Genomic DNA, 18,222 nt, shown 5'->3' with positions numbered 1-18,222 from the left:
AAATATGCGTTGTGCCTGCACATAAGCAGATTTTTCTTTGATCTTTTTCATAGGGCGAATGCCCGCGACCGAGACGAAGCGGAGCGGAGTCGAGGTGCACTGCGGGGTCAAGCTGAATTTACGAATTATAAAATCCTGAAAGGAAGGCAGCTGTCGCATTGGCGGCTGCCTTCCTGTGATGAAGGAGACAAACTAATATGGGTGTATATCTGATTTGTTACGCAGCCAGTTATCTGTTTGCGAGGGCGGGGTATTACTGGCTTTCGGGCCTTGTTCTTATCCTGGCGGCTGTCTGGCTGTACTGGTACGATTATAAGAGGACGGAGAACATCATTCATCTTCGCGGGCTTTTCTCCCTGTTCTGGGTTGGAGGACAGGGGATTGCGTGTCTGAAGCTGTCTGAGCTGTCGTCAGACTGGAATATAGTCACATGGCTCTGTTTCCTGGTGGCGCTTTTAGGCTTTTGGGTGACGTATGAGTTCCTGATGAGGGCTCAGGGAGAGTCGGGAGGCCAGCGTTCCAGGTGGTTTAATTTTCAGGGCTATGAGAGGCCGCTGTTCTGGTCCATGGTCATCGTTACCGCGGTGTCCCTGGGTGCGTTTCTGGCAGAGGCCCTGATCCTGGGATTTATTCCGTTTTTCGTACGGGGCGTGCCGCATGCGTATTCGACCTTCCATATCACGGGAGTTCACTATTTTACGGTTACATGTGTCCTGGTGCCGGCGCTGTCCGTGCTCTATTTCTGTATCGAGCAGGGGCGGAACGGCGTGCGTATGATGCTGGTGATCCTCATGGATCTGATCGCCTGTGCGATTCCGGTTCTCTGCGTGTCCCGTTTCCAGCTGATTCTGGCTGTAGGACTGGCAGTGCTCACGTATATCGCCATGGACAACCGGCTGAAGATTTCTTACGCCATAGGCCTTGTGCTGGGAATGATTCCCATCTATGTGCTGCTGACCTTTGCGAGAGGCCATGACGTTTCGTATTTAAATGGAATCTTCCAGATGAAGAACAGCGAGATGCCGATCTTTGTCACACAGCCTTACATGTATATCGCCAATAACTACGATAACTTTAACTGTATGGTGGAATGGCTTCCATCCCACACCTTCGGCCTTCGTATGCTGTTCCCCCTATGGGCGCTGACCGGACTCAAGTTCCTGGTTCCCTCCCTGGTGGATTTTCCGATCTATGTGACGAAGGAGGAGCTGACGACGGTCACGCTGTTTTACGATTCCTTCTATGATTTTGGAATCATTGGCGTCGTTCTGTTTGCCTGTATTCTGGGCACAGTCGCATTTTTGCTGGTTCGGATGATGAAGCGGATACGCAATCCGGTGGGCTATCTGTTTTATGCCCAGTTTGCGATGTATCTGGTGCTGTCCTTCTTCACCACATGGTTCAGCAATCCGGCCACCTGGTTTTATTTGATTATTACAGGCCTGCTGTGGGGCTTCTGCTCCTGGCGTAATGACGGAAGACACGGGTAATCCTGAGAGGCGGGATAACCCCGTGTCTTTCGCCTGTTCTCCGGCACTAAGTGCCTTCGAACAATTTCCACCTGTGCGGTTGGGACGACTCCGGCATACGTCCTGCCACAGGCCCCCGCCGCCTGCCCCGGCTCGGTGGTTCGTGCTCCATTTCCAGTTCCGGTTTCGGGCATAAGCAGTTCTAAACGTGCAGGATTTTTCTAAAAACCAGGGGAAATCCCCAAACTCGCGTTGCTCAAACAGGTGGGGATTTCCCCTGAACGAAAAATTCTGCGCGTTAAGAACTGCTAATGCCCTGCAAAGTCACAGGAAATGGAGCACGAACCACCGAGCCGGGGCAGGCGGCGGGAGCCTGTGGCAGGACGTATGCCGGAGTCGTCCCAACCGCACAGGTGGAACAATTTTGTATTGCAGATATTTACAGAAAGAGGAGTAAGCAATGGAAAAAGAAGATATCAGAGTAACACACGTCATTATACATATTCTGGATTCAACCGTGGGGACGGCGGTGATGTCGGGGGGCCTTTTGGAGCACGGCTCCGATTTTTCCGATTTTGTGAGAAGCCATATTTACCGGGTCATGACCAGCGACGAGGGAAAATCCTGTCAGTTTGACGGGGATTCCCCGGTTTATCAGATGGTCTCGGAGATGGATGAGGACACGTTTATTCAGAAGTCTCAGGAGATCGCCCAGAAGTTGTTTGACATCATGTATTCCAACATTGAAATTCCGTCCGCGGATTTGATGGTGGTGCGGTACGACGCGGGACAGCAGTGTGGAATCGCTCTGCTTAAGATGAACTATAAGTCATCCTATACTCATATGACGAACTATACGGAAAATGGAAACTGCAACGACATTATCCGGCAGAACGCCATTCTTCCGGCGGAAAATCAAAAGCTGGCGGAGGCGTGTCTGATTGACTTAAATGATTACTCTCTGCGTGTGATGGAGAAAAAGTATGAGGTCAACGGGGTGAAGACCAATTACTTCTCCCAGATGTTTTTGCAGTGCCATGGCAGCATGTCTCCGAAGACGGAGCTTTCGATCGTAACCAAGGCAGTGGAACAGGTGCAGAAAGGATATTATGATGAGTCTGAGCAGTGGGAAGCCCACATGGAGGCGAAGAGCATCTTAAGCCAGGAGCTGGCGGAGCAGGGCAGCATTGACATTCCGACCGTAGCGGAAAAGATTTTCCACGAAAAACCGGAACTGAAGGAAGAATTTACGGAAAAGATGGAAAAATACAATCTTTCGGAAAAACAGGTGACGCCTCAGAATCCATCTACTACCAAAAAATTTGAAAAACAGTATCTGACTACCGATACCGGTATCGAAATTAAGATTCCCATGGAGGAATATCAAAACAGAAACTCTGTGGAATTTATTACGAACGCGGATGGGAGCATATCCGTGCTGATTAAAAATATCGGGAGCATTACCAGCAGGTAATGCTCCCGATATTTTATGATGTCATTTATGTATTTATTCTTTATGAATCCATATCATCGCCCGATCCCTTATCCGATTTGCGATCTTCCTCATCCGATCCCTGATCCGGCAATTCCCCGGTCTTCTGTGCGGTGGTTCTCTTTGCCTTTTCTTCCGCATAGATCCTGTCGATCTTCCGGTTATGGCGCCGGACGATGGAAATAACTATAGCCGCGAGCAGGGCTAACGGAATCCAGAAAGGACATGTGGTGATGAAGAGGATCAGCAGATTCGTCAGGGCTGTGACGATGGACTCGAAATTCTTTGCGAGCCCGTTTTTAATTCGTACTCCGGTCGTCTCCGGCGTGACAGGCGTGTAGGCTGTCACTTCTGAAATGCTTAAATAGACGGTACTGTAATCCACCTGGTTGTCGTAGAGACGAAGCTGGGATTCCATGGATTCCAGCTGGTAGCGGATATCAGAAAGCCGCTGCTCCAGCGTGATGACTGTATCGATGGACTCGGCCTTCTCCAAAAACTGCCAGATGCGTTCCTGCTCAATCTCCAGTGACTTTTTCCTGCTTTCCACGTCGCTGTACTGGAGTGTCACATCCTGCGTGGACTCTGATTTGTTGGTGACGTTCCCGCTGTCACTGACCGCTCCCACGAAACGGTCCAGTTTATCATTGGGGATGCGCGCAGTGATGTTGCCGTACCGGGGAACGGGCTCTCCGCGATAGTTTAAGCTGGTGCCGGAGATATCGGACTGTTCGATGTAGCCGCCTGCTTCAGACAGTTTGGCATTGATGCCGGAGATCATCTTGTCGAATTCTTCCGTCTCCACCTGCATCGTGATGTTGCGGATTAGTTTACGCCCTTCCGGCAGGAGCGGAGTACCTGACGTATCCATCTCTAATTCGCCGCCGGAACCGCTTTCGGATTTCTGGGATGCAGAGTCATAGGTCGTGGAGGTGTTTGACACGGTTTCGGCGGCTGCCTCTGTGTAAGCCACCGTCGCTTCTGCTACCATTGAAGATTTGCTGCCCGAGCCGCATGCGGTGATCCCGACCACAGCGGCAAAGAGCGGAATCATAAATGAAACCACTTTTTTCATAATTATTCTCCTCCCTGAGAATGGATTAAATTTGGTTCTAGTAAGAGAATACCATGGCAGAAAATGGATTGCAACGAAAGTAATAAAGGATTAAGAAAACATTAGATGTTTGGAAACAATATTAAGAAAAAATGAAAAACAAATCTGCGAAGACGAAATAAAAGAGAAAGAATGCATACTTGACAGTCTATATAAAAGGCGGTACCATAGAGTTATAGAAAAAGGAATCGCGCAGGGATTATCGGAAGGTTCCGGTGCGGGGAAGGGAGAAATAATATGGGGAAAAAGTGGATGACTGCTGTTATTGCCGCGGCGCTCAGTGTGGTGATGGCATCATCGGCATTTGCCGGAACCTGGGAGAATCAGGAGGGAAGATGGAAGTATCACAACGATGACGGCAGCTATGCGGCAGCCCAGTGGGTAGAGGACCAGGGAACCTGGTATTACGTGGAGCAGGACGGTTTTATGAAGACCGGCTGGTTCCAGGATGGCGCCGGAGTATGGTACTATTTTGATGAGAATACGGGGGCCATGGTTTCCGGCACAACCCGGAATATCGGGGGAACCGATTATACGTTTGACGGTTCCGGAGCGTGGGTACAGCCGCAGGTACGGCTGAATGACGGATGGAACGGGACGACCTACGTGAACCGGCTGGTTGGATACCAGATTACACTGCCGGATTCCTATCAGGCTGTTTCGGGGAACACTGTCTCTCTGCCGGAAGAGGCGCAGTACGACATGGTGGCATCAGCGCCCGATGGCAACAGTATCATCGTCACCGCCATTATCAATATGTCTGAGCTGGACGGAGAAAACTGGTCGGATGAGGAACTGGCCTATTATTTTAAATATATTTATAGAAGCGAAAGCGATGTCATCGGCGCATCCTTCAACGATCTGGGTTTCGCAAAGATCACGTTAATACAGAGTGAAGAGGGGATTGCCGATGTCTATTTCAAACGCTGCGGCTCCTATGTACTGATGATTGAGACCGTGTTTATTCCATCGAGATGGCAGGAGATTGACGATATTCTCCATACGATGAAGATTCCAAACTGATGGATTCTAAACGGATGATATGATAAGAATTACGCACGGGCGAAGCGATATGCCCTTTTGGCAGGCAGCCTGTTATCCAGGCTGCCTGTTTTACGTCTTCTTTGCATCGGAGGGTGTAGATTCAAAGTATTTTTTGTACGCCCTGGAAAATGTGGAATAGTTTTTAAAGCCGCAGTCAAAGCATACACTGGTAACGGGCGTCCCGCTGCGAAGCAGATCCCGCGCCAGCAAAAGGCGCTTTTCGGTTATGTAATTTCCAAGGGTATAGCCGGTAGCCTGCTTAAACAGGTGCATCAGATGGTAGCGGCTTAAATAAGCGGCGTCGGCGATCTGATCCACGGTCAGATCCTCTGTCAGATGCCCGGCTATGTATTCCATGACTGCGGAGATTCTGCGGTCGCCGGTGCTGGGGGAGATGTATTCCACCCGTCCGGTCAGGGCGGCGCGGTTTAATTTGATCATGAACTCCAGAAATACTACCTGGCAGTACAGCTCTTTCGCGTATCCATCGTGGGCACAGGCGTATTCTAAATCGGTGATGGTCTTAAAGAGTCCGCTCTTCTCCAGCGAATGAATCCGAAGCACGTTGGAACGCAGCTCCTTCGCCTTATGGAAGCAGTCGCTTAAGTCGTAGGTGTCGGACCGGTAGGAGGTGATGAAGCGGGGGGAGAGGTAGACGATGATCCGTTCGTAGGGAACTGACGGATCGATGTCCGGCCTGTGAATATCGTTATGGCTCACAAGTACGATATCGTAAGGCTGCAGCTCATACGCCTGCCCTTCGATCCGGTATGTCACACGGCCCCGGATGAAGATGATAATTTTATCGAAATCGTGGTAGTGGTATTCAAAATCCTGTTTTTTTGTATCGGTCAGATGGAACAGCCGAAAGTCGCTGTTTAGGTATCCTCTTTTTTCATAGCCGGTCATAAGTTCTTGTTTCCTTTCCTCAATGGTTCTATTATACAGCAATAGGCACAATATGCAATAAAAACAGCATAATATCGATAGAATTGATAAATAATGCTGGCTATAATAGAGAGAAAGAATGAATGACAAAAGAGGGAATTTATCATGAAGATTATTGTTTTAGCAGGCGGATACAGTCCGGAGCGGGATGTGTCCCTGTCCTCGGGCTCTTTAATTGCCAATGCGCTGATGGAGCAGGGCCATGAAGTCTTTTTCCTGGATCCCTGGCTGGGAATCAAGGCAGGGGAGCGGGTTCATTACAGGACCAGGGAAGATGGACTGGGCTTTGCTTACGAAATCGGTGGGGAAGCCCCTGACTTAGAGCTGCTCGGAGCAGAGTCCGGTGCGAAAAAATCACTGATTGCCCCTGGCGTTCTGGAGGCATGCCGGGAGGCGGACATGGTGTTTATAGCGCTTCACGGCAGCACAGGAGAGAACGGACAGATCCAGGCAGTACTGGAGGCGTACGGAATTCCCCATACGGGCAGCGGTTATACGGGAAGCTTACTGGCAATGGATAAGAATATTTCCAAGATTTTGATGCGGGCGGCCGGAGTGGCCACTCCCGACTGGTATCTTGCAGAAAAAGGAAAAAGCAGTCAGCCGGAATTCCTGCCCTGTGTCGTAAAGCCTCTGGACTGCGGTTCCAGTGTGGGAGTCACAATCGTAGACAATGAAGAAGAATGGCATACGGCGCTGGAAGCAGCATTTTCCTATGGCGACCGCGTGCTGGTGGAGAAAAAGATTACAGGACGGGAATTCTCTGTAGGCGTACTGGGCGAAAGAGCCCTGCCGGCCATAGAGATCATACCGGAAAGAGGCTTTTACGATTATAAAAACAAGTACCAGCCCGGCATGACCAGGGAGATCTGTCCGGCCGGGATCGATGAAAAGCAGGAGTTAAGGCTGGAAACCGCCGCTCTGACGGTCCATCATATCCTGGAACTGGGATACTATTCCAGAGTCGATTTTCTGATGGATGGAGACGGTGCCATATACTGTCTGGAAGCCAACACACTTCCGGGTATGACGCCTTTCAGCCTTCTTCCGCAGGAAGCGAAGGCAGCCGGAATTACGTATCAAGAATTATGTGAAGCAATAGTCAAAAACGGGAAAGGAGCTGCATTATGAAGATTACGTTGGAGAAATACCATGGACTCGGAAACGATTACCTGATCTTTGATCCGAATAAAAATGAATTAAAGCTCACAAAGGAGGCGGTACGGCTGATCTGCAACCGCAATTTCGGTGTTGGATCGGACGGCCTTCTCGTCGGCCCGATTCTGGGGGAAGACAAGATGACGGTGAAGATCTTGAACCCGGATGGCAGCGAAGCGGAGTTAAGCGGAAACGGTGTCCGGATATTCGGCAAATACTTAAAGGATGCGGGCTATGTGCAGAAAAATCATTTTACGGTCAACACCTTAAGCGGGGAACAGCAGATCCACTACCTGAATGAGGAAGGAACGAGAATCAAGGTTTCCATGGGACATTTAAGCTTCTGGAGCGACGAAATCCCGATGACAGGGCCGAGGCGTGAAGTCTTAAATGAGACGATGATGTTCGGCAGCATTCCGTACCGGGTGACCTGTGTCTCCATTGGCAATCCTCACTGCGTGATCTGGCTGAGTGATATCTCAAAGGATCTGGCCTGCCGCATCGGCCGCCACTCCGAAGCGGCAGAGTGTTTCCCGGAAAAGGTAAACACTGAACTCCTCAGGGTGGTGGACAGGACCAACATAGAAATCGAGATCTATGAGAGAGGCGCGGGCTATACCCTCGCATCAGGAACCAGCGGCTGCGCCGCCGCCGGAGCCGCCTACAAGATGGGCCTCACCGATCCCAAGATGTACGTCCATATGCCGGGCGGAGTGCTTGAAGTGGAAATCGAGGAGGACGGATCTGTCCTGATGACCGGAGACGTGGGCTATGTCGGAAAATTTACATTATCCCACGAAATGGTGGAGCAGCTGCGCAGCCTGTGAGTCCTGGTATTGACAGCTTGAAAAGCGGGTGAAACTTGCCGGAAGGATGTATCCTGTATACATCTTTATGCGGGCAAATTTCACCCGCTTTTTAGTTCTGTACCGCGATTTACAGTTCACGCCCTACCAGGGGCACCGCAGTCCGGTTCGGTCGGGCAGGCTTCCTCAGCCTTTCCAGTGACTTTGCAGGGTATTAGAAGTTCTTAACGCGCAAAATTTTTCGTTCAGGTGAAATTCCCACTTGTCTGAGCGCAGCGAGTTTGGGAATTTCACCTGGTTTTTAGAAAAATTCTGCACGTTTAGAACTTCTTATGCCCGAAACCGGAACTGGAAAGGCTGAGGAAGCCTGCCCGGCCGAACCGGACTGCGGTGTCCCTGGTGGGGCATGAACTGTAACTACCGCAAATTTCCCCGCCCAACATCAATTTCGTTTTGTTGACGTACCCCCTCCCATAGCTTATAATAGATAATAATTGCGATAGAATGCCGACGGTATTGACTGCGGCAGAGAGGCGGAACGTATGGATCAATTGCCAGTGGCTGGAGAAGGTACCGGCATTTATGTTATAGACGAAGATTACAGGATTGTCTACTTCAATGAAACAGCAAAGGCTGTCTGCCCGAATTTAAGAGTAGGGATCACCTGTTATCAGGGAATCTGTAATGGAGATTCTCCGTGCAGCGGCTGTCCGGGCATGAAGGAGGACTGCAGCCGTATTCTGTTTTACGACGCGGTGAACCGGCAGTGGCTTGAATTGTCGTCGGGACAGATTGAGTGGCCTGGGCGCGGGCGGTGCTGGCTGATGCTCTTTAAGATCGTGGACAGGCAGAGCATGAGCCTGTTTTACGATTTGACGGAGACCAGTGTCTATGAAGAGCTGTTCGAGTTAAATCTGGCAGAGAATACCTATAAGATACTTTTCCATCAGAATGGGAAATACGTGATTCCTGCCATGGAGGGAAGCCTGGATACCATGTGTATGGAGGTTGCGGATCACATGATTGATCCGGAGGACCGGGAGCGTTTCCTGGAGTTCTGGAATTTTGATACGCTGTCACAGCGCCTGAGCGGAAAAAATCACACCATAAGAGGGGAATTCCGGAAGCTTCTTGTGTCAGGAGAGTACTGCTGGGTGGCCCAGACCGCCGTGCTGCTGCGGACGGGGGAGCAGGATAAGACGGTTATCATGGTCTTTATCCAGGACATCGATCATCAGAAAAAGCAGGAGACTGCGGCATCGGACAGAGGCGGAAGCAGGCTGGAAGAGAAGGATTCCATGATGGGACTGTACCGGTACGGCCCGTTTCTGGAGAGAGCGGAACAGTTTCTCCGGGAAAAGCGCGGCACAAGGTTCAGCATGGTCGCCATCGATATTGAGCATTTCAAGCTGTTTAACGAATGGTTCGGGGAGGAGGCCGGGGACCGGTTCCTGATCAGCATTGCGGAACAGTTAAAAGAAGTCGAAAAGCAGTGCGATTCCATGGCCGGCTATATGGGCGGCGATGATTTTGCCATCATCATTCCGAGAGATGAGTTGGTTCTTGGGAATCTGGAGCGGGGAATTAAGCATTTTGTGAAGCAGTACGGGGGAAGCGCCGGTTTCCTTCCGGCTTTCGGTGTCTACGAGATAGAGGACTGGAATCTATCTATCAGCATGATGTATGACAGAGCCTCCATCGCCCTTTCCTCGGTCAAGGGGAATTACCTAAACCGTACAGGGCGGTACGACGCGGGAATGAAAAAGAAGATGGAGGACGACCAGGTGCTTCTGTCGGAGGTTCAGAGGGCCCTGGATAACCGGGAGTTTATCTTCTACGCCCAGCCCCAGTGCAATATGCTGACAGGGAAGATTATCGGCCTGGAATCGCTGGTCAGATGGAACCATCCCGTAAGGGGCATCGTACAGCCGGGAGAATTTATTCCCCTTCTGGAGAGCAACGGCTTTATTACCAATCTGGACCTTTACGTCTGGGATATGGTGTGCGGAAGGCTTCACGACTGGATCGCTGCGGGGCATAAGCCGATTCCGATCGCGGTCAATGTCTCCAGAATCGATATCTATTCCATGAACGTTACGAATACGTTTGCAGAGCTTACGAGCCGGTATGGGATCGATCCGGCGCTCCTGGCCATCGAGATCACGGAAAGCGCCTACGCCGAGGATTACAATCTCATTCGCCAGGTGGTGATCGATCTGCGGAATGCGGGCTTTACCGTCTTTATGGACGACTTTGGAAGCGGATACTCCTCGCTCAACATGTTAAAGGATGTAAATGTGGATGTCATCAAGATCGACACGAAATTTCTGGATATGAACGAGTACAGCCAGAACCGCGGCATGGGAATCCTGGAGACCATCGTCCGCATGGCGAGGCTGACGCAGCTGCGGGTGATCGCAGAGGGCGTGGAGAAAAAAGAGCAGGTGGATTTCCTGAGAAATGTGGGCTGTATCTACGGGCAGGGCTATTACTACTACCGTCCGATGCCGATTGATCAGTTTGAACCGCTGCTTCTCCATGAGGAGAATGTGGATTACCGCGGTATTCAGGCCCATCAGCTGGAGGAACTCCGCCTGGAGGACCTGGTCAATAAGGATGTGACCAGCGAGGTAATCCTCAATAATATGCTGGGCGGAATGGCACTTTACGATGTCTGCGGGGAAAAGATCGAGCTGCTTTCTGTGAACGAGGGGTATTACCGGGTGACCGGCTGTAATCCCATCGATCTGGAGGAACGCAGGAAATTTATTATGGCGCAGATACACGAGGATGACCAGGGCAAGGTGCTGGAGCTCTTCGAGGCGGCCTGCAGAAATCCGCTGAAGGGATCGGAAGGTATCATACGGCGCTACAGGCTGAGCGGAGAGCTGATGTGGATTTCCCTGCGCATCTTTTTCTTAAAGGAAAGGGATGGCCATAGGCTGTTCTATGGATCGGTCAGCGACGTGACAAAGATAAAACGACAGGAAGAGAAGCTGGCTTCCTCCCAGCGGATTCTCGCGGATGTACTAAATATCAACGGAGATGAAGGCGCATTTGAGCCCCAGATGCTTAAGACGGCCGGAGAACCCATTGAGCTGCAGAACGACGAACTGGAGTTTCTGGATTCCGGTGTTCCGGGCGGTTTTCATTGCTGCCGGTGGACGGAGGACATGGAGCTTCTCTACGTGAGCAGGCGTTTTCTGGAAATTCTCGGAATTGCCGGTCGTGAGCTGGAGGAGGAGTATCAGAATCAGATGGTTTCGCTCATCCATCCCGGCGACCGGGAACGGGTGTTGTCCGCTGTTATGGCGGAGGAACGGACGGTATACAGCCTGGAATTCCGTATGCGGACGAAGACGGGATATGTATGGATCCGCTATCAGGCGAGACGAAAACACTGGAATGGCACCACATTTTTATATGGAGTCATCCTGGATATCGATGAGATTATGGCATTGCGCCAGGAGATAAAAGAGTGCAGAAAACGATTGGAAGAACTGGAGCGGTGCAGGCCTGCAGAGACGGATCTGCTGACGGGTCTCCATAACCGGGAGACGGGGATTCCGCTGATGAAGGAGTGGATATCCAGGCGCAGAGGCCAGCCGTCTGCGCTGGCACTGTTCCGGTTTCACGGGTTTCCAGAGGTGAATGAGGCGCTGGGACAGATGAGCGGGGAACGAATCCTGGTGAACAGCGTGGAGAAGCTGAAGAGTTTTTTCCGTGAGGAGGATATCGTCTGCCGGATCAGCGGCTATGAGATCCTGGTGCTCTGTAAAAATATTGGGAGCAGGGATATGTGCAGGAAGCTGGAACAGCTGATGGCGGATATGAAGCTGGAGCTGTCCCTGGAGTCGGCAAAGATCCGGCCTTCCATCAACGCGGGATATGTGATGGCTGCGGACGGAAGCGCAGACTTTGATGATCTTTACAAAAAGGCGGAGCAGGCGCTTGAAATGGCGTCTTCCCGAGGGAAAGGCATCTGCCTGCGCTGCGGAGAAGAAATCGTGGATTAGCCGTAAATGAGACCGGGAGCCGGGGAACTGCCAGGTGTGAAAAGACGCCTGCAGCTGTCCCCGGCTCTTCATTTTTGTTATAGACCTTGAGTTTCTGGTATGGTATACTATGAGCACTTGGTGAGGTAGTTTACGCAATGCAGTACCAGCCATAAATTCAGAAAAAAGTGAGGGAATGAGGATATGATAGCTGAGAAGATGAGGCCCCTTGTTGAGAATAATTCTGCCATTCGGGCCATGTTTGAAGAAGGAAAACGCCTGGCCGCCATCTACGGACCGGAGAATGTCTATGATTTCAGCCTTGGCAATCCCAATGTGCCGGCGCCGGAGGCGGTGAACCGGGCGATTACGGATATCGTGGCGGAAGAAGTGTCTACCATGGTCCATGGTTACATGAGCAATGCGGGTTTCGAGGATGTCCGGGATGCGGTTGCACAGTCGTTGAACCGGAGATTCGGCACCCAGTTCCATCTGGAGAATATTCTGATGACCGTGGGCGCAGCCAGCGGTATGAACGTTATTTTAAAGACGGTTCTGGACCCGGGAGATGAAGTGATCGTATTTGCCCCCTATTTTATGGAGTACGGCGCCTATGTGAGAAATTACGACGGAGTGCTGGTGACGGTGTCCCCGAATACCTCCTCATTTCAGCCGAACATCTCGGAGCTGAAAGAGAAGATTACGAAACGGACGAAGGCGGTCATCATCAATACACCGAACAATCCCACCGGAGTGGTCTATTCGCCGGAGACGCTGGAACAGATTGCGGCAGTTATGAAGGCAAAGGAAGAGGAGTACAAGACTTCCATCGTGCTGATATCGGACGAGCCCTACCGGGAGCTGGCGTATGACGGGGTGGAGGTGCCTTATGTGACTCCGTTCTACCATAACACGGTTGTCTGCTACTCTTACAGCAAGTCCCTGTCGCTTCCGGGAGAGCGGATCGGGTATCTGGTGATTCCGGATGAGCTGGAGGATTCAAAGGCAGTCATCGCTGCGGCGACCATTGCCAACCGTGTTCTCGGCTGCGTGAACGCTCCTTCTCTGATGCAGCGGGTGATCATGCGCTGTATAGATGAGAAAGTAAACGTGGAGGCCTATGACAGGAACCGGAATCTCCTTTACAACGGCCTTACGGGATTTGGATTCGAGTGTATCCGTCCGGAAGGCGCATTCTATCTGTTTGTAAAATCTCCGGAAGCAGATGACAGGGCTTTCAGTGAAGTATGCAAGAAGCACCGCCTGCTGGTGGTGCCGGGAACCTCATTTGCCTGTCCGGGTTATGTGAGAATTTCCTATTGTGTGTCTTATGAGCAGATTGAGCGGTCTCTGCCGGCCTTTGAAGCGGTTGCCGGAGAGTACGGACTTTCATGACGGGAGGAAGAGCGATGAAACCATGGGAGGCAAATATCAGAAAAGTAGTCCCTTACGTGCCGGGAGACCAGCCGAAGGGCAGTCATTTAGTCAAGTTAAATACGAATGAGAATCCCTATCCGCCGACGCCGGGCGTAAGCGCAGCACTTAAGGAGATGGATTACGATCTGTTCAGAAAATATCCGGATCCTGCATCCTCGGTTCTTGTGGACGCACTTTCCGAATATTATAAAGTGGATAGAGATGAAATCTTTGTAGGGGTGGGATCCGACGACGTGATCGCCATGGCGTTCATGACCTTTTTCAACTCCGATAAGCCGGTGCTTTTCCCGGACATCTCCTATTCCTTCTATCCGGTTTGGGCGGAGCTTTTCGGCGTGCCCTATGAGAAACCGGCTCTGGATGAGAATTTCAAGATTGTGAAAGAAGAGTATTACCGTGAGAATGGCGGAATTATTTTCCCTAATCCCAATGCGCCTACCGGGCTCTATATGCCGCTTTCGGAGGTGGAGGACATCGTTTCCCATAACCAGGACTCTGTGGTGATTGTGGACGAGGCCTACATCGATTTTGGCGGAACCAGCGCGCTTAAGCTGACCAGGAAGTATGAAAATCTTCTGGTTGTGCAGACTTTCAGTAAGTCGAGATCCATGGCGGGCATGAGAATCGGCTATGCCATTGGGAATCCGGCCTTAATCCGCGCCTTGAATGATGTGAAATACTCTTACAACTCCTATACCATGAATATGCCGTCCCAGATTCTGGGGGCGAAGGCCGTGGAAGACCGGGCGTATTTCCAGGATACGGTGGAGAAGATTATCCATACGAGAGAACAGGCGAAGCTGAGGCTTCATGAACTTGGCTTTACCTTCCCTGAATCCATGGCGAACTTTATCTTTGCGTCCCATGAGACCGCCAGGGCGAAAGATATCTATGAGGCACTCCGGCAGAACAGCATCTTTGTGCGGTACTTTAATCAGCCGCGGATTGACAACTATCTGCGCATTACCATCGGAACCGATGAGGAGATGGAGGCTCTATACTGCTTTTTGAAAGAATATCTTTAGATTTTCTTCATTCCCGCGGGCAACGAGCCAAACGGACACGCTGGCGCGTCCATTTGGCGACTGCCGCGAGGGTCAAAAAAACCGCCGCGCGCGGCGGCTTTTTCGGCTTGTAATGGTTCCGGCCGGGGAGTATAATGAGGACAGGTGATGATTATGAATAATTGGAAGAAGTACTGCAGGTTAATTCTTAATATTGTCATACCCCTGCTTGTTATCTGGCTGGTCTGTTTTATAGGACCGCGTTTTTTAAAGTTTTTCCTGCCGTTTGTCATCGGCTGGATTATTGCGATGATAGCCAATCCGCTGGTGAAGTTTCTGGAAAAACGGGTGAAGATCGTGAGAAAGCACAGCTCCATGCTGATTGTGGTGGCGGTTCTGGCGCTTATTATCACGCTTCTTTATTTTGTGATTACGAAGCTGGTAACGGAGGCCGTCGGTTTCGTGGGCGACATCCCGAAGTATTATGAATCGGCTTCCGTGGAAGTCCAGAAGATGTTGATTCAAGTGGAGCGGCTCCTGCAGTTCCTGCCCCAGAGCGTTTCAGACTCCGTAAACCAGTTCTTCGGACATATCGGGGAGTATTTGAATCTGGCAGTGCAGAAGATCGCAAGCCCTACCGTGACCGTCGCCGGCAATGTGGTTAAGAGTATTCCCGCGGCACTGGTATATACGATTGTCACGATCTTTTCGTCCTACTTATTTATCGTGGACCGCGATAAGATACTGGAATTCTTTAAGAAAAACATGCCGGAGGGCGGATCGAAGTATTATAAGTATTTGAAAAAAGATGTAAAGCATCTGGTGGGAGGCTATTTTCTCGCACAGTTCAAGATCATGTTTGTGATCGCAGTGGTGCTTGCTGTCGGCCTTCTGGTCCTGAGAGTCGATTACGCTCTTCTGATCGCCGTTATTGTGGCCTTCCTGGACTTTCTTCCTGTGCTGGGAACCGGGACGATCCTGATTCCCTGGGCGGTGATCAGGCTCTTTTCAGGAGATACTGCCTTTGCAGTGGGGATGCTTGCGCTCTATGTGCTCACACAGGTACTGAGGCGTGTCATAGAACCGAAGATCGTAGGCGATACCATGGGGCTGGATCCTCTTGCAACGCTGTTGTTTCTGTATCTGGGCTTTAAGATCAGCGGAGTCGCAGGTATGATCCTGGCGGTGCCCATCGGCATGCTGTTTCTGAATCTGTATGAGTTCGGGGCATTTGATTCCCTGATCTACAGTGTGAAGACACTGCTTCACGATATTAATGTGTTCCGCAGGGAATCGGACTGACGCAACGCTGTATTAGTGTAGTAACGAATTGGAGGAAGGAATGAGTAAAATCAGGAACGAGAAAAAAGGAATCCGTCTGGCGGCGGGACTGATGGCCGTCATGATGATGGCTGCTGTGCCGTTTACGGCGGCAGCGGCAGAGCCGTGGGACAAGGAAAACGGTCAGTATGTGGACGCGTCGGGGGCGCCCATAGCGGGAGCGCTGGAGAAAGGCATTACCGTGACGAAGTATCAGAACCGGGCGAACGCGGACAAGGGAGGCATCGACTGGGCAAAGGTCGCGGCCGACGGCGTGAATTTCGCCATGATCAGAATCGGATACTACAAGGACATGGATCCCTACTATTCCATGAACATGCAGGGAGCGTCGGAAAACGGGATTAAGACCGGCGTATTTTTCTACACACAGGCACTCGACACCCAGAGCGCCATAGACGAGGCGAATTACGTGTTAAAGATGGTGCGGGACTATCCTGTATCGTATCCGATCGCGTATGATGTGGAATCGCAGCACCTGCTGGACAACGGTCTGACGAAGCAGCAGATCACCGACAATATTAACGCATTCTGCAAAGTGATAGCCGACGCAGGATACCGGCCAGTCGTCTATGCGAACAACGAGTGGCTGACCAATCATATGGATATCAGCCAGATTCCGTACGATATCTGGTATGCGAGGTACGGAACCATCAACAACTGCCAGAACAGAACCATATGGCAGTGCACGGATAAGGGAAAGGTAGATGGAATCACCGGTGACGTGACCATCGAATTCTCCTTTGTGGATTACGGAACACTGATTCCGGCGGAAGGCTGGAAGCATGTAGACGGAAACTGGTATTATACGAAGAATTACGTGAAACAGACCGGCTGGGTCTCGGTAGACGGTAAGTGGTACTACTTAGATTCCAACGGCGCCATGATTCACGACACAACTATGACCATCGACGGGGCATCTTATACCTTTGGCCCTGACGGGGCGATGGCAGAATAAGCGAAAGAAAATAGGAATACAGGATGGATAACAGAAGGTGAAGGCAGAGAATAATTTAGATTCAGATGATATGAGAGGACTGGTATGGAGGCTTGCGTTTCCCTCCATGCTGGCCCAGTTTGTGAGTGTGTTTTACAGTATTGTGGATAGAATGTATATCGGTAATATCACCGGAACCGGCGAAATCGCATTGGCAGGAGTAGGAATCTGCGGCCCGATTGTGACCCTCATTTCTTCTGTTGCTTTTTTAGTGGGTGTCGGCGGCTCCCCCCTCATGAGTATACGGCTGGGGGAAAAGAATGAACGGGCGGCCAGACAGATTCTGGCAAACTGTTTTCTGCTTCTGACCGTGCTGTCAGCGGCGATTACAGTGATCGCCCTGCTGATGAAGAACCATCTGCTCATGTGGTTCGGAGCCAGCCAGGCCACGTTTCCTTATGCAAACGCATACATAACGATTTATCTGCTGGGGACGGTATTCGCGCTCCTGGCGACGGGGATGAACCAGTTTATCATCTGCCAGGGCTACGCCAAGGTGGGCATGAAGTCGGTCTTAATCGGCGCGGTGTGCAATATTATACTGGACCCCGTGTTTATCTTTGTGTTTCACATGGGAGTGCGCGGCGCGGCCGTGGCTACGGTGCTGTCTCAGATGGCTTCCTGCGCCTACGTGCTTAAGTTTCTCTTCAGTGAGCGGGCGCCGGTGCGGATCACCTTCGGGGAATACGACTGGCAGATTATGAAGAGAGTCCTTTTAATTGGCTTAAGTCCGTTCCTGATCATCGCGTTTGACAACATTCTGATCATCGCATTGAATACTGTGATTCAGAAGTATGGCGGTGCGGAGCAGGGAGACATGCTGCTGACCTGCATGACGATCGTTCAGAGCTTCATGCTGATGGTCACCATGCCGCTTGGCGGGATTACCAGCGGGACCCAGACGATTCTGGGCTATAATTACGGCGCGAGAAGGCCGGAACGAATCAAGAAGGCGGAGGTTCATATCGCAGTGCTGGGGCTTGTGTTTACCACGGTCATGTTCCTGATCGCCCACACCATTCCCCAGTTTTTCGTCTGGATTTTCACACAGAATGAGACATATGTGGAATTGACTGTCTGGGCCATTAAAATCTATACGTTAGGCATAATTCCTCTGGCTGCGCAATATACTGTAGTGGACGGGTTTACCGGTATGGGGATCGCACGTGTGGCGATTACACTGTCCATGTTCCGGAAGATGATCTTCCTCGGCGGCGCGTTTCTGATTCCTGCAACCATGGGAATCAAATATATATTTTACACGGAACCTATTTCCGATTTTGTCAGCGCAGCTGTATCGGTGACTATCTATTTCCTGGTCATCGACAAGATTATCAACCGGAGACCGGTATTGGGTAGGCAGAAAGCCTAGTACAACGTTGCATAAGTTCCAGTGAATGCTGTACTAGTATTACAGCGT

At 51.0% G+C, this 18,222-nt stretch carries 13 protein-coding genes; 11 read left to right on the top strand and 2 right to left on the bottom strand.

All coding sequences use genetic code 11. The features are described from left to right. Positions 1-197 precede the first annotated feature (197 nt). Complete coding sequence (locus tag DFR60_RS06590; protein WP_110322190.1) at positions 198-1,490, top strand: O-antigen polymerase; 1,293 nt, start codon at positions 198-200, stop codon at positions 1,488-1,490. Positions 1,491-1,929: 439 nt separating this feature from the next. Further along, positions 1,930-2,943: a nucleoid-associated protein gene (locus DFR60_RS06585; protein WP_110322189.1), complete on the top strand. Its 1,014-nt coding sequence runs from the start codon at positions 1,930-1,932 to the stop codon at positions 2,941-2,943. 40 nt (positions 2,944-2,983) lie between these two features. Here the strand turns inward: DFR60_RS06585 and DFR60_RS06580 are convergent, their stop codons facing one another. Then, positions 2,984-4,036: a DUF4349 domain-containing protein gene (locus tag DFR60_RS06580; RefSeq protein ID WP_110322188.1), complete on the bottom strand. Its 1,053-nt coding sequence runs from the start codon at positions 4,034-4,036 to the stop codon at positions 2,984-2,986. Between the two features lie 276 nt (positions 4,037-4,312). On the opposite strand from DFR60_RS06580, the gene DFR60_RS06575 reads away from it, so the two are divergent. Further along, the gene (locus tag DFR60_RS06575) at positions 4,313-5,098 is read left to right on the top strand and encodes a choline-binding protein (protein WP_110322187.1); all 786 of its coding nucleotides are present in this window, start codon (positions 4,313-4,315) and stop codon (positions 5,096-5,098) included. A gap of 90 nt (positions 5,099-5,188) precedes the next feature. Here DFR60_RS06575 and DFR60_RS06570 read toward each other — a convergent pair whose 3' ends face one another. Further along, positions 5,189-6,028: a helix-turn-helix domain-containing protein gene (locus tag DFR60_RS06570; protein ID WP_110322186.1), complete on the bottom strand. Its 840-nt coding sequence runs from the start codon at positions 6,026-6,028 to the stop codon at positions 5,189-5,191. Between the two features lie 144 nt (positions 6,029-6,172). Here DFR60_RS06570 and DFR60_RS06565 point away from each other — a divergent pair, with 144 nt between their 5' ends. From DFR60_RS06565 to DFR60_RS06530, 8 genes are all read left to right on the top strand, one after another. Continuing rightward, positions 6,173-7,198 carry a D-alanine--D-alanine ligase family protein gene (locus DFR60_RS06565; RefSeq protein WP_110322185.1) on the top strand — a complete coding sequence of 342 codons (1,026 nt, stop codon included), beginning with the start codon at positions 6,173-6,175 and terminating at the stop codon, positions 7,196-7,198. Next, positions 7,195-8,052 (top strand): diaminopimelate epimerase, encoded by an 858-nt coding sequence (gene dapF / locus DFR60_RS06560; RefSeq protein ID WP_110322184.1) that lies wholly within the window; start codon positions 7,195-7,197, stop codon positions 8,050-8,052. The genes DFR60_RS06565 and dapF overlap by 4 nt, the downstream gene beginning before the upstream one ends. A gap of 521 nt (positions 8,053-8,573) precedes the next feature. After that, positions 8,574-12,047 carry an EAL domain-containing protein gene (locus DFR60_RS06555; RefSeq protein ID WP_110322183.1) on the top strand — a complete coding sequence of 1,158 codons (3,474 nt, stop codon included), beginning with the start codon at positions 8,574-8,576 and terminating at the stop codon, positions 12,045-12,047. A 183-nt stretch (positions 12,048-12,230) separates the two neighbouring features. Continuing rightward, positions 12,231-13,421, top strand: a complete 1,191-nt coding sequence (locus tag DFR60_RS06550; RefSeq protein WP_110322182.1) for a pyridoxal phosphate-dependent aminotransferase — start codon at positions 12,231-12,233, stop codon at positions 13,419-13,421. 14 nt (positions 13,422-13,435) lie between these two features. Further along, entirely contained in the window at positions 13,436-14,488 is a 1,053-nt protein-coding gene (gene hisC / locus DFR60_RS06545; protein ID WP_110322181.1) for a histidinol-phosphate transaminase, read from the top strand. Positions 14,489-14,635: 147 nt separating this feature from the next. Continuing rightward, the gene (ytvI, locus tag DFR60_RS06540; protein ID WP_207659507.1) at positions 14,636-15,769 is read left to right on the top strand and encodes a sporulation integral membrane protein YtvI; all 1,134 of its coding nucleotides are present in this window, start codon (positions 14,636-14,638) and stop codon (positions 15,767-15,769) included. Between the two features lie 40 nt (positions 15,770-15,809). Beyond that, complete coding sequence (locus tag DFR60_RS06535) at positions 15,810-16,763, top strand: glycoside hydrolase family 25 protein (RefSeq protein ID WP_110322180.1); 954 nt, start codon at positions 15,810-15,812, stop codon at positions 16,761-16,763. 37 nt (positions 16,764-16,800) lie between these two features. Further along, complete coding sequence (locus DFR60_RS06530) at positions 16,801-18,174, top strand: MATE family efflux transporter (protein ID WP_110322179.1); 1,374 nt, start codon at positions 16,801-16,803, stop codon at positions 18,172-18,174. The last annotated feature ends 48 nt before the right edge of the window (positions 18,175-18,222 follow it).

This window comes from Hungatella effluvii (assembly GCF_003201875.1).
Lineage (GTDB): Bacteria > Bacillota > Clostridia > Lachnospirales > Lachnospiraceae > Hungatella > Hungatella effluvii.
Note: the sequence above shows the minus strand (reverse complement) of the source record. Positions and strands in the feature narration are given on the sequence as shown.

What these genes read in the sequence shown, in the direction of transcription:
- DFR60_RS06590 (WP_110322190.1), top strand. Translation starts at nt 198, where the DNA reads ATGGGTGTATATCTGATTTGTTACGCAGCCAGTTATCTGTTTGCGAGG.
- DFR60_RS06585 (WP_110322189.1), top strand. Translation starts at nt 1,930, where the DNA reads ATGGAAAAAGAAGATATCAGAGTAACACACGTCATTATACATATTCTG.
- DFR60_RS06580 (WP_110322188.1), bottom strand. Translation starts at nt 4,036, where the DNA reads ATGAAAAAAGTGGTTTCATTTATGATTCCGCTCTTTGCCGCTGTGGTC.
- DFR60_RS06575 (WP_110322187.1), top strand. Translation starts at nt 4,313, where the DNA reads ATGGGGAAAAAGTGGATGACTGCTGTTATTGCCGCGGCGCTCAGTGTG.
- DFR60_RS06570 (WP_110322186.1), bottom strand. Translation starts at nt 6,028, where the DNA reads ATGACCGGCTATGAAAAAAGAGGATACCTAAACAGCGACTTTCGGCTG.
- DFR60_RS06565 (WP_110322185.1), top strand. Translation starts at nt 6,173, where the DNA reads ATGAAGATTATTGTTTTAGCAGGCGGATACAGTCCGGAGCGGGATGTG.
- dapF (WP_110322184.1), top strand. Translation starts at nt 7,195, where the DNA reads ATGAAGATTACGTTGGAGAAATACCATGGACTCGGAAACGATTACCTG.
- DFR60_RS06555 (WP_110322183.1), top strand. Translation starts at nt 8,574, where the DNA reads ATGGATCAATTGCCAGTGGCTGGAGAAGGTACCGGCATTTATGTTATA.
- DFR60_RS06550 (WP_110322182.1), top strand. Translation starts at nt 12,231, where the DNA reads ATGATAGCTGAGAAGATGAGGCCCCTTGTTGAGAATAATTCTGCCATT.
- hisC (WP_110322181.1), top strand. Translation starts at nt 13,436, where the DNA reads ATGAAACCATGGGAGGCAAATATCAGAAAAGTAGTCCCTTACGTGCCG.
- ytvI (WP_207659507.1), top strand. Translation starts at nt 14,636, where the DNA reads ATGATTATGAATAATTGGAAGAAGTACTGCAGGTTAATTCTTAATATT.
- DFR60_RS06535 (WP_110322180.1), top strand. Translation starts at nt 15,810, where the DNA reads ATGAGTAAAATCAGGAACGAGAAAAAAGGAATCCGTCTGGCGGCGGGA.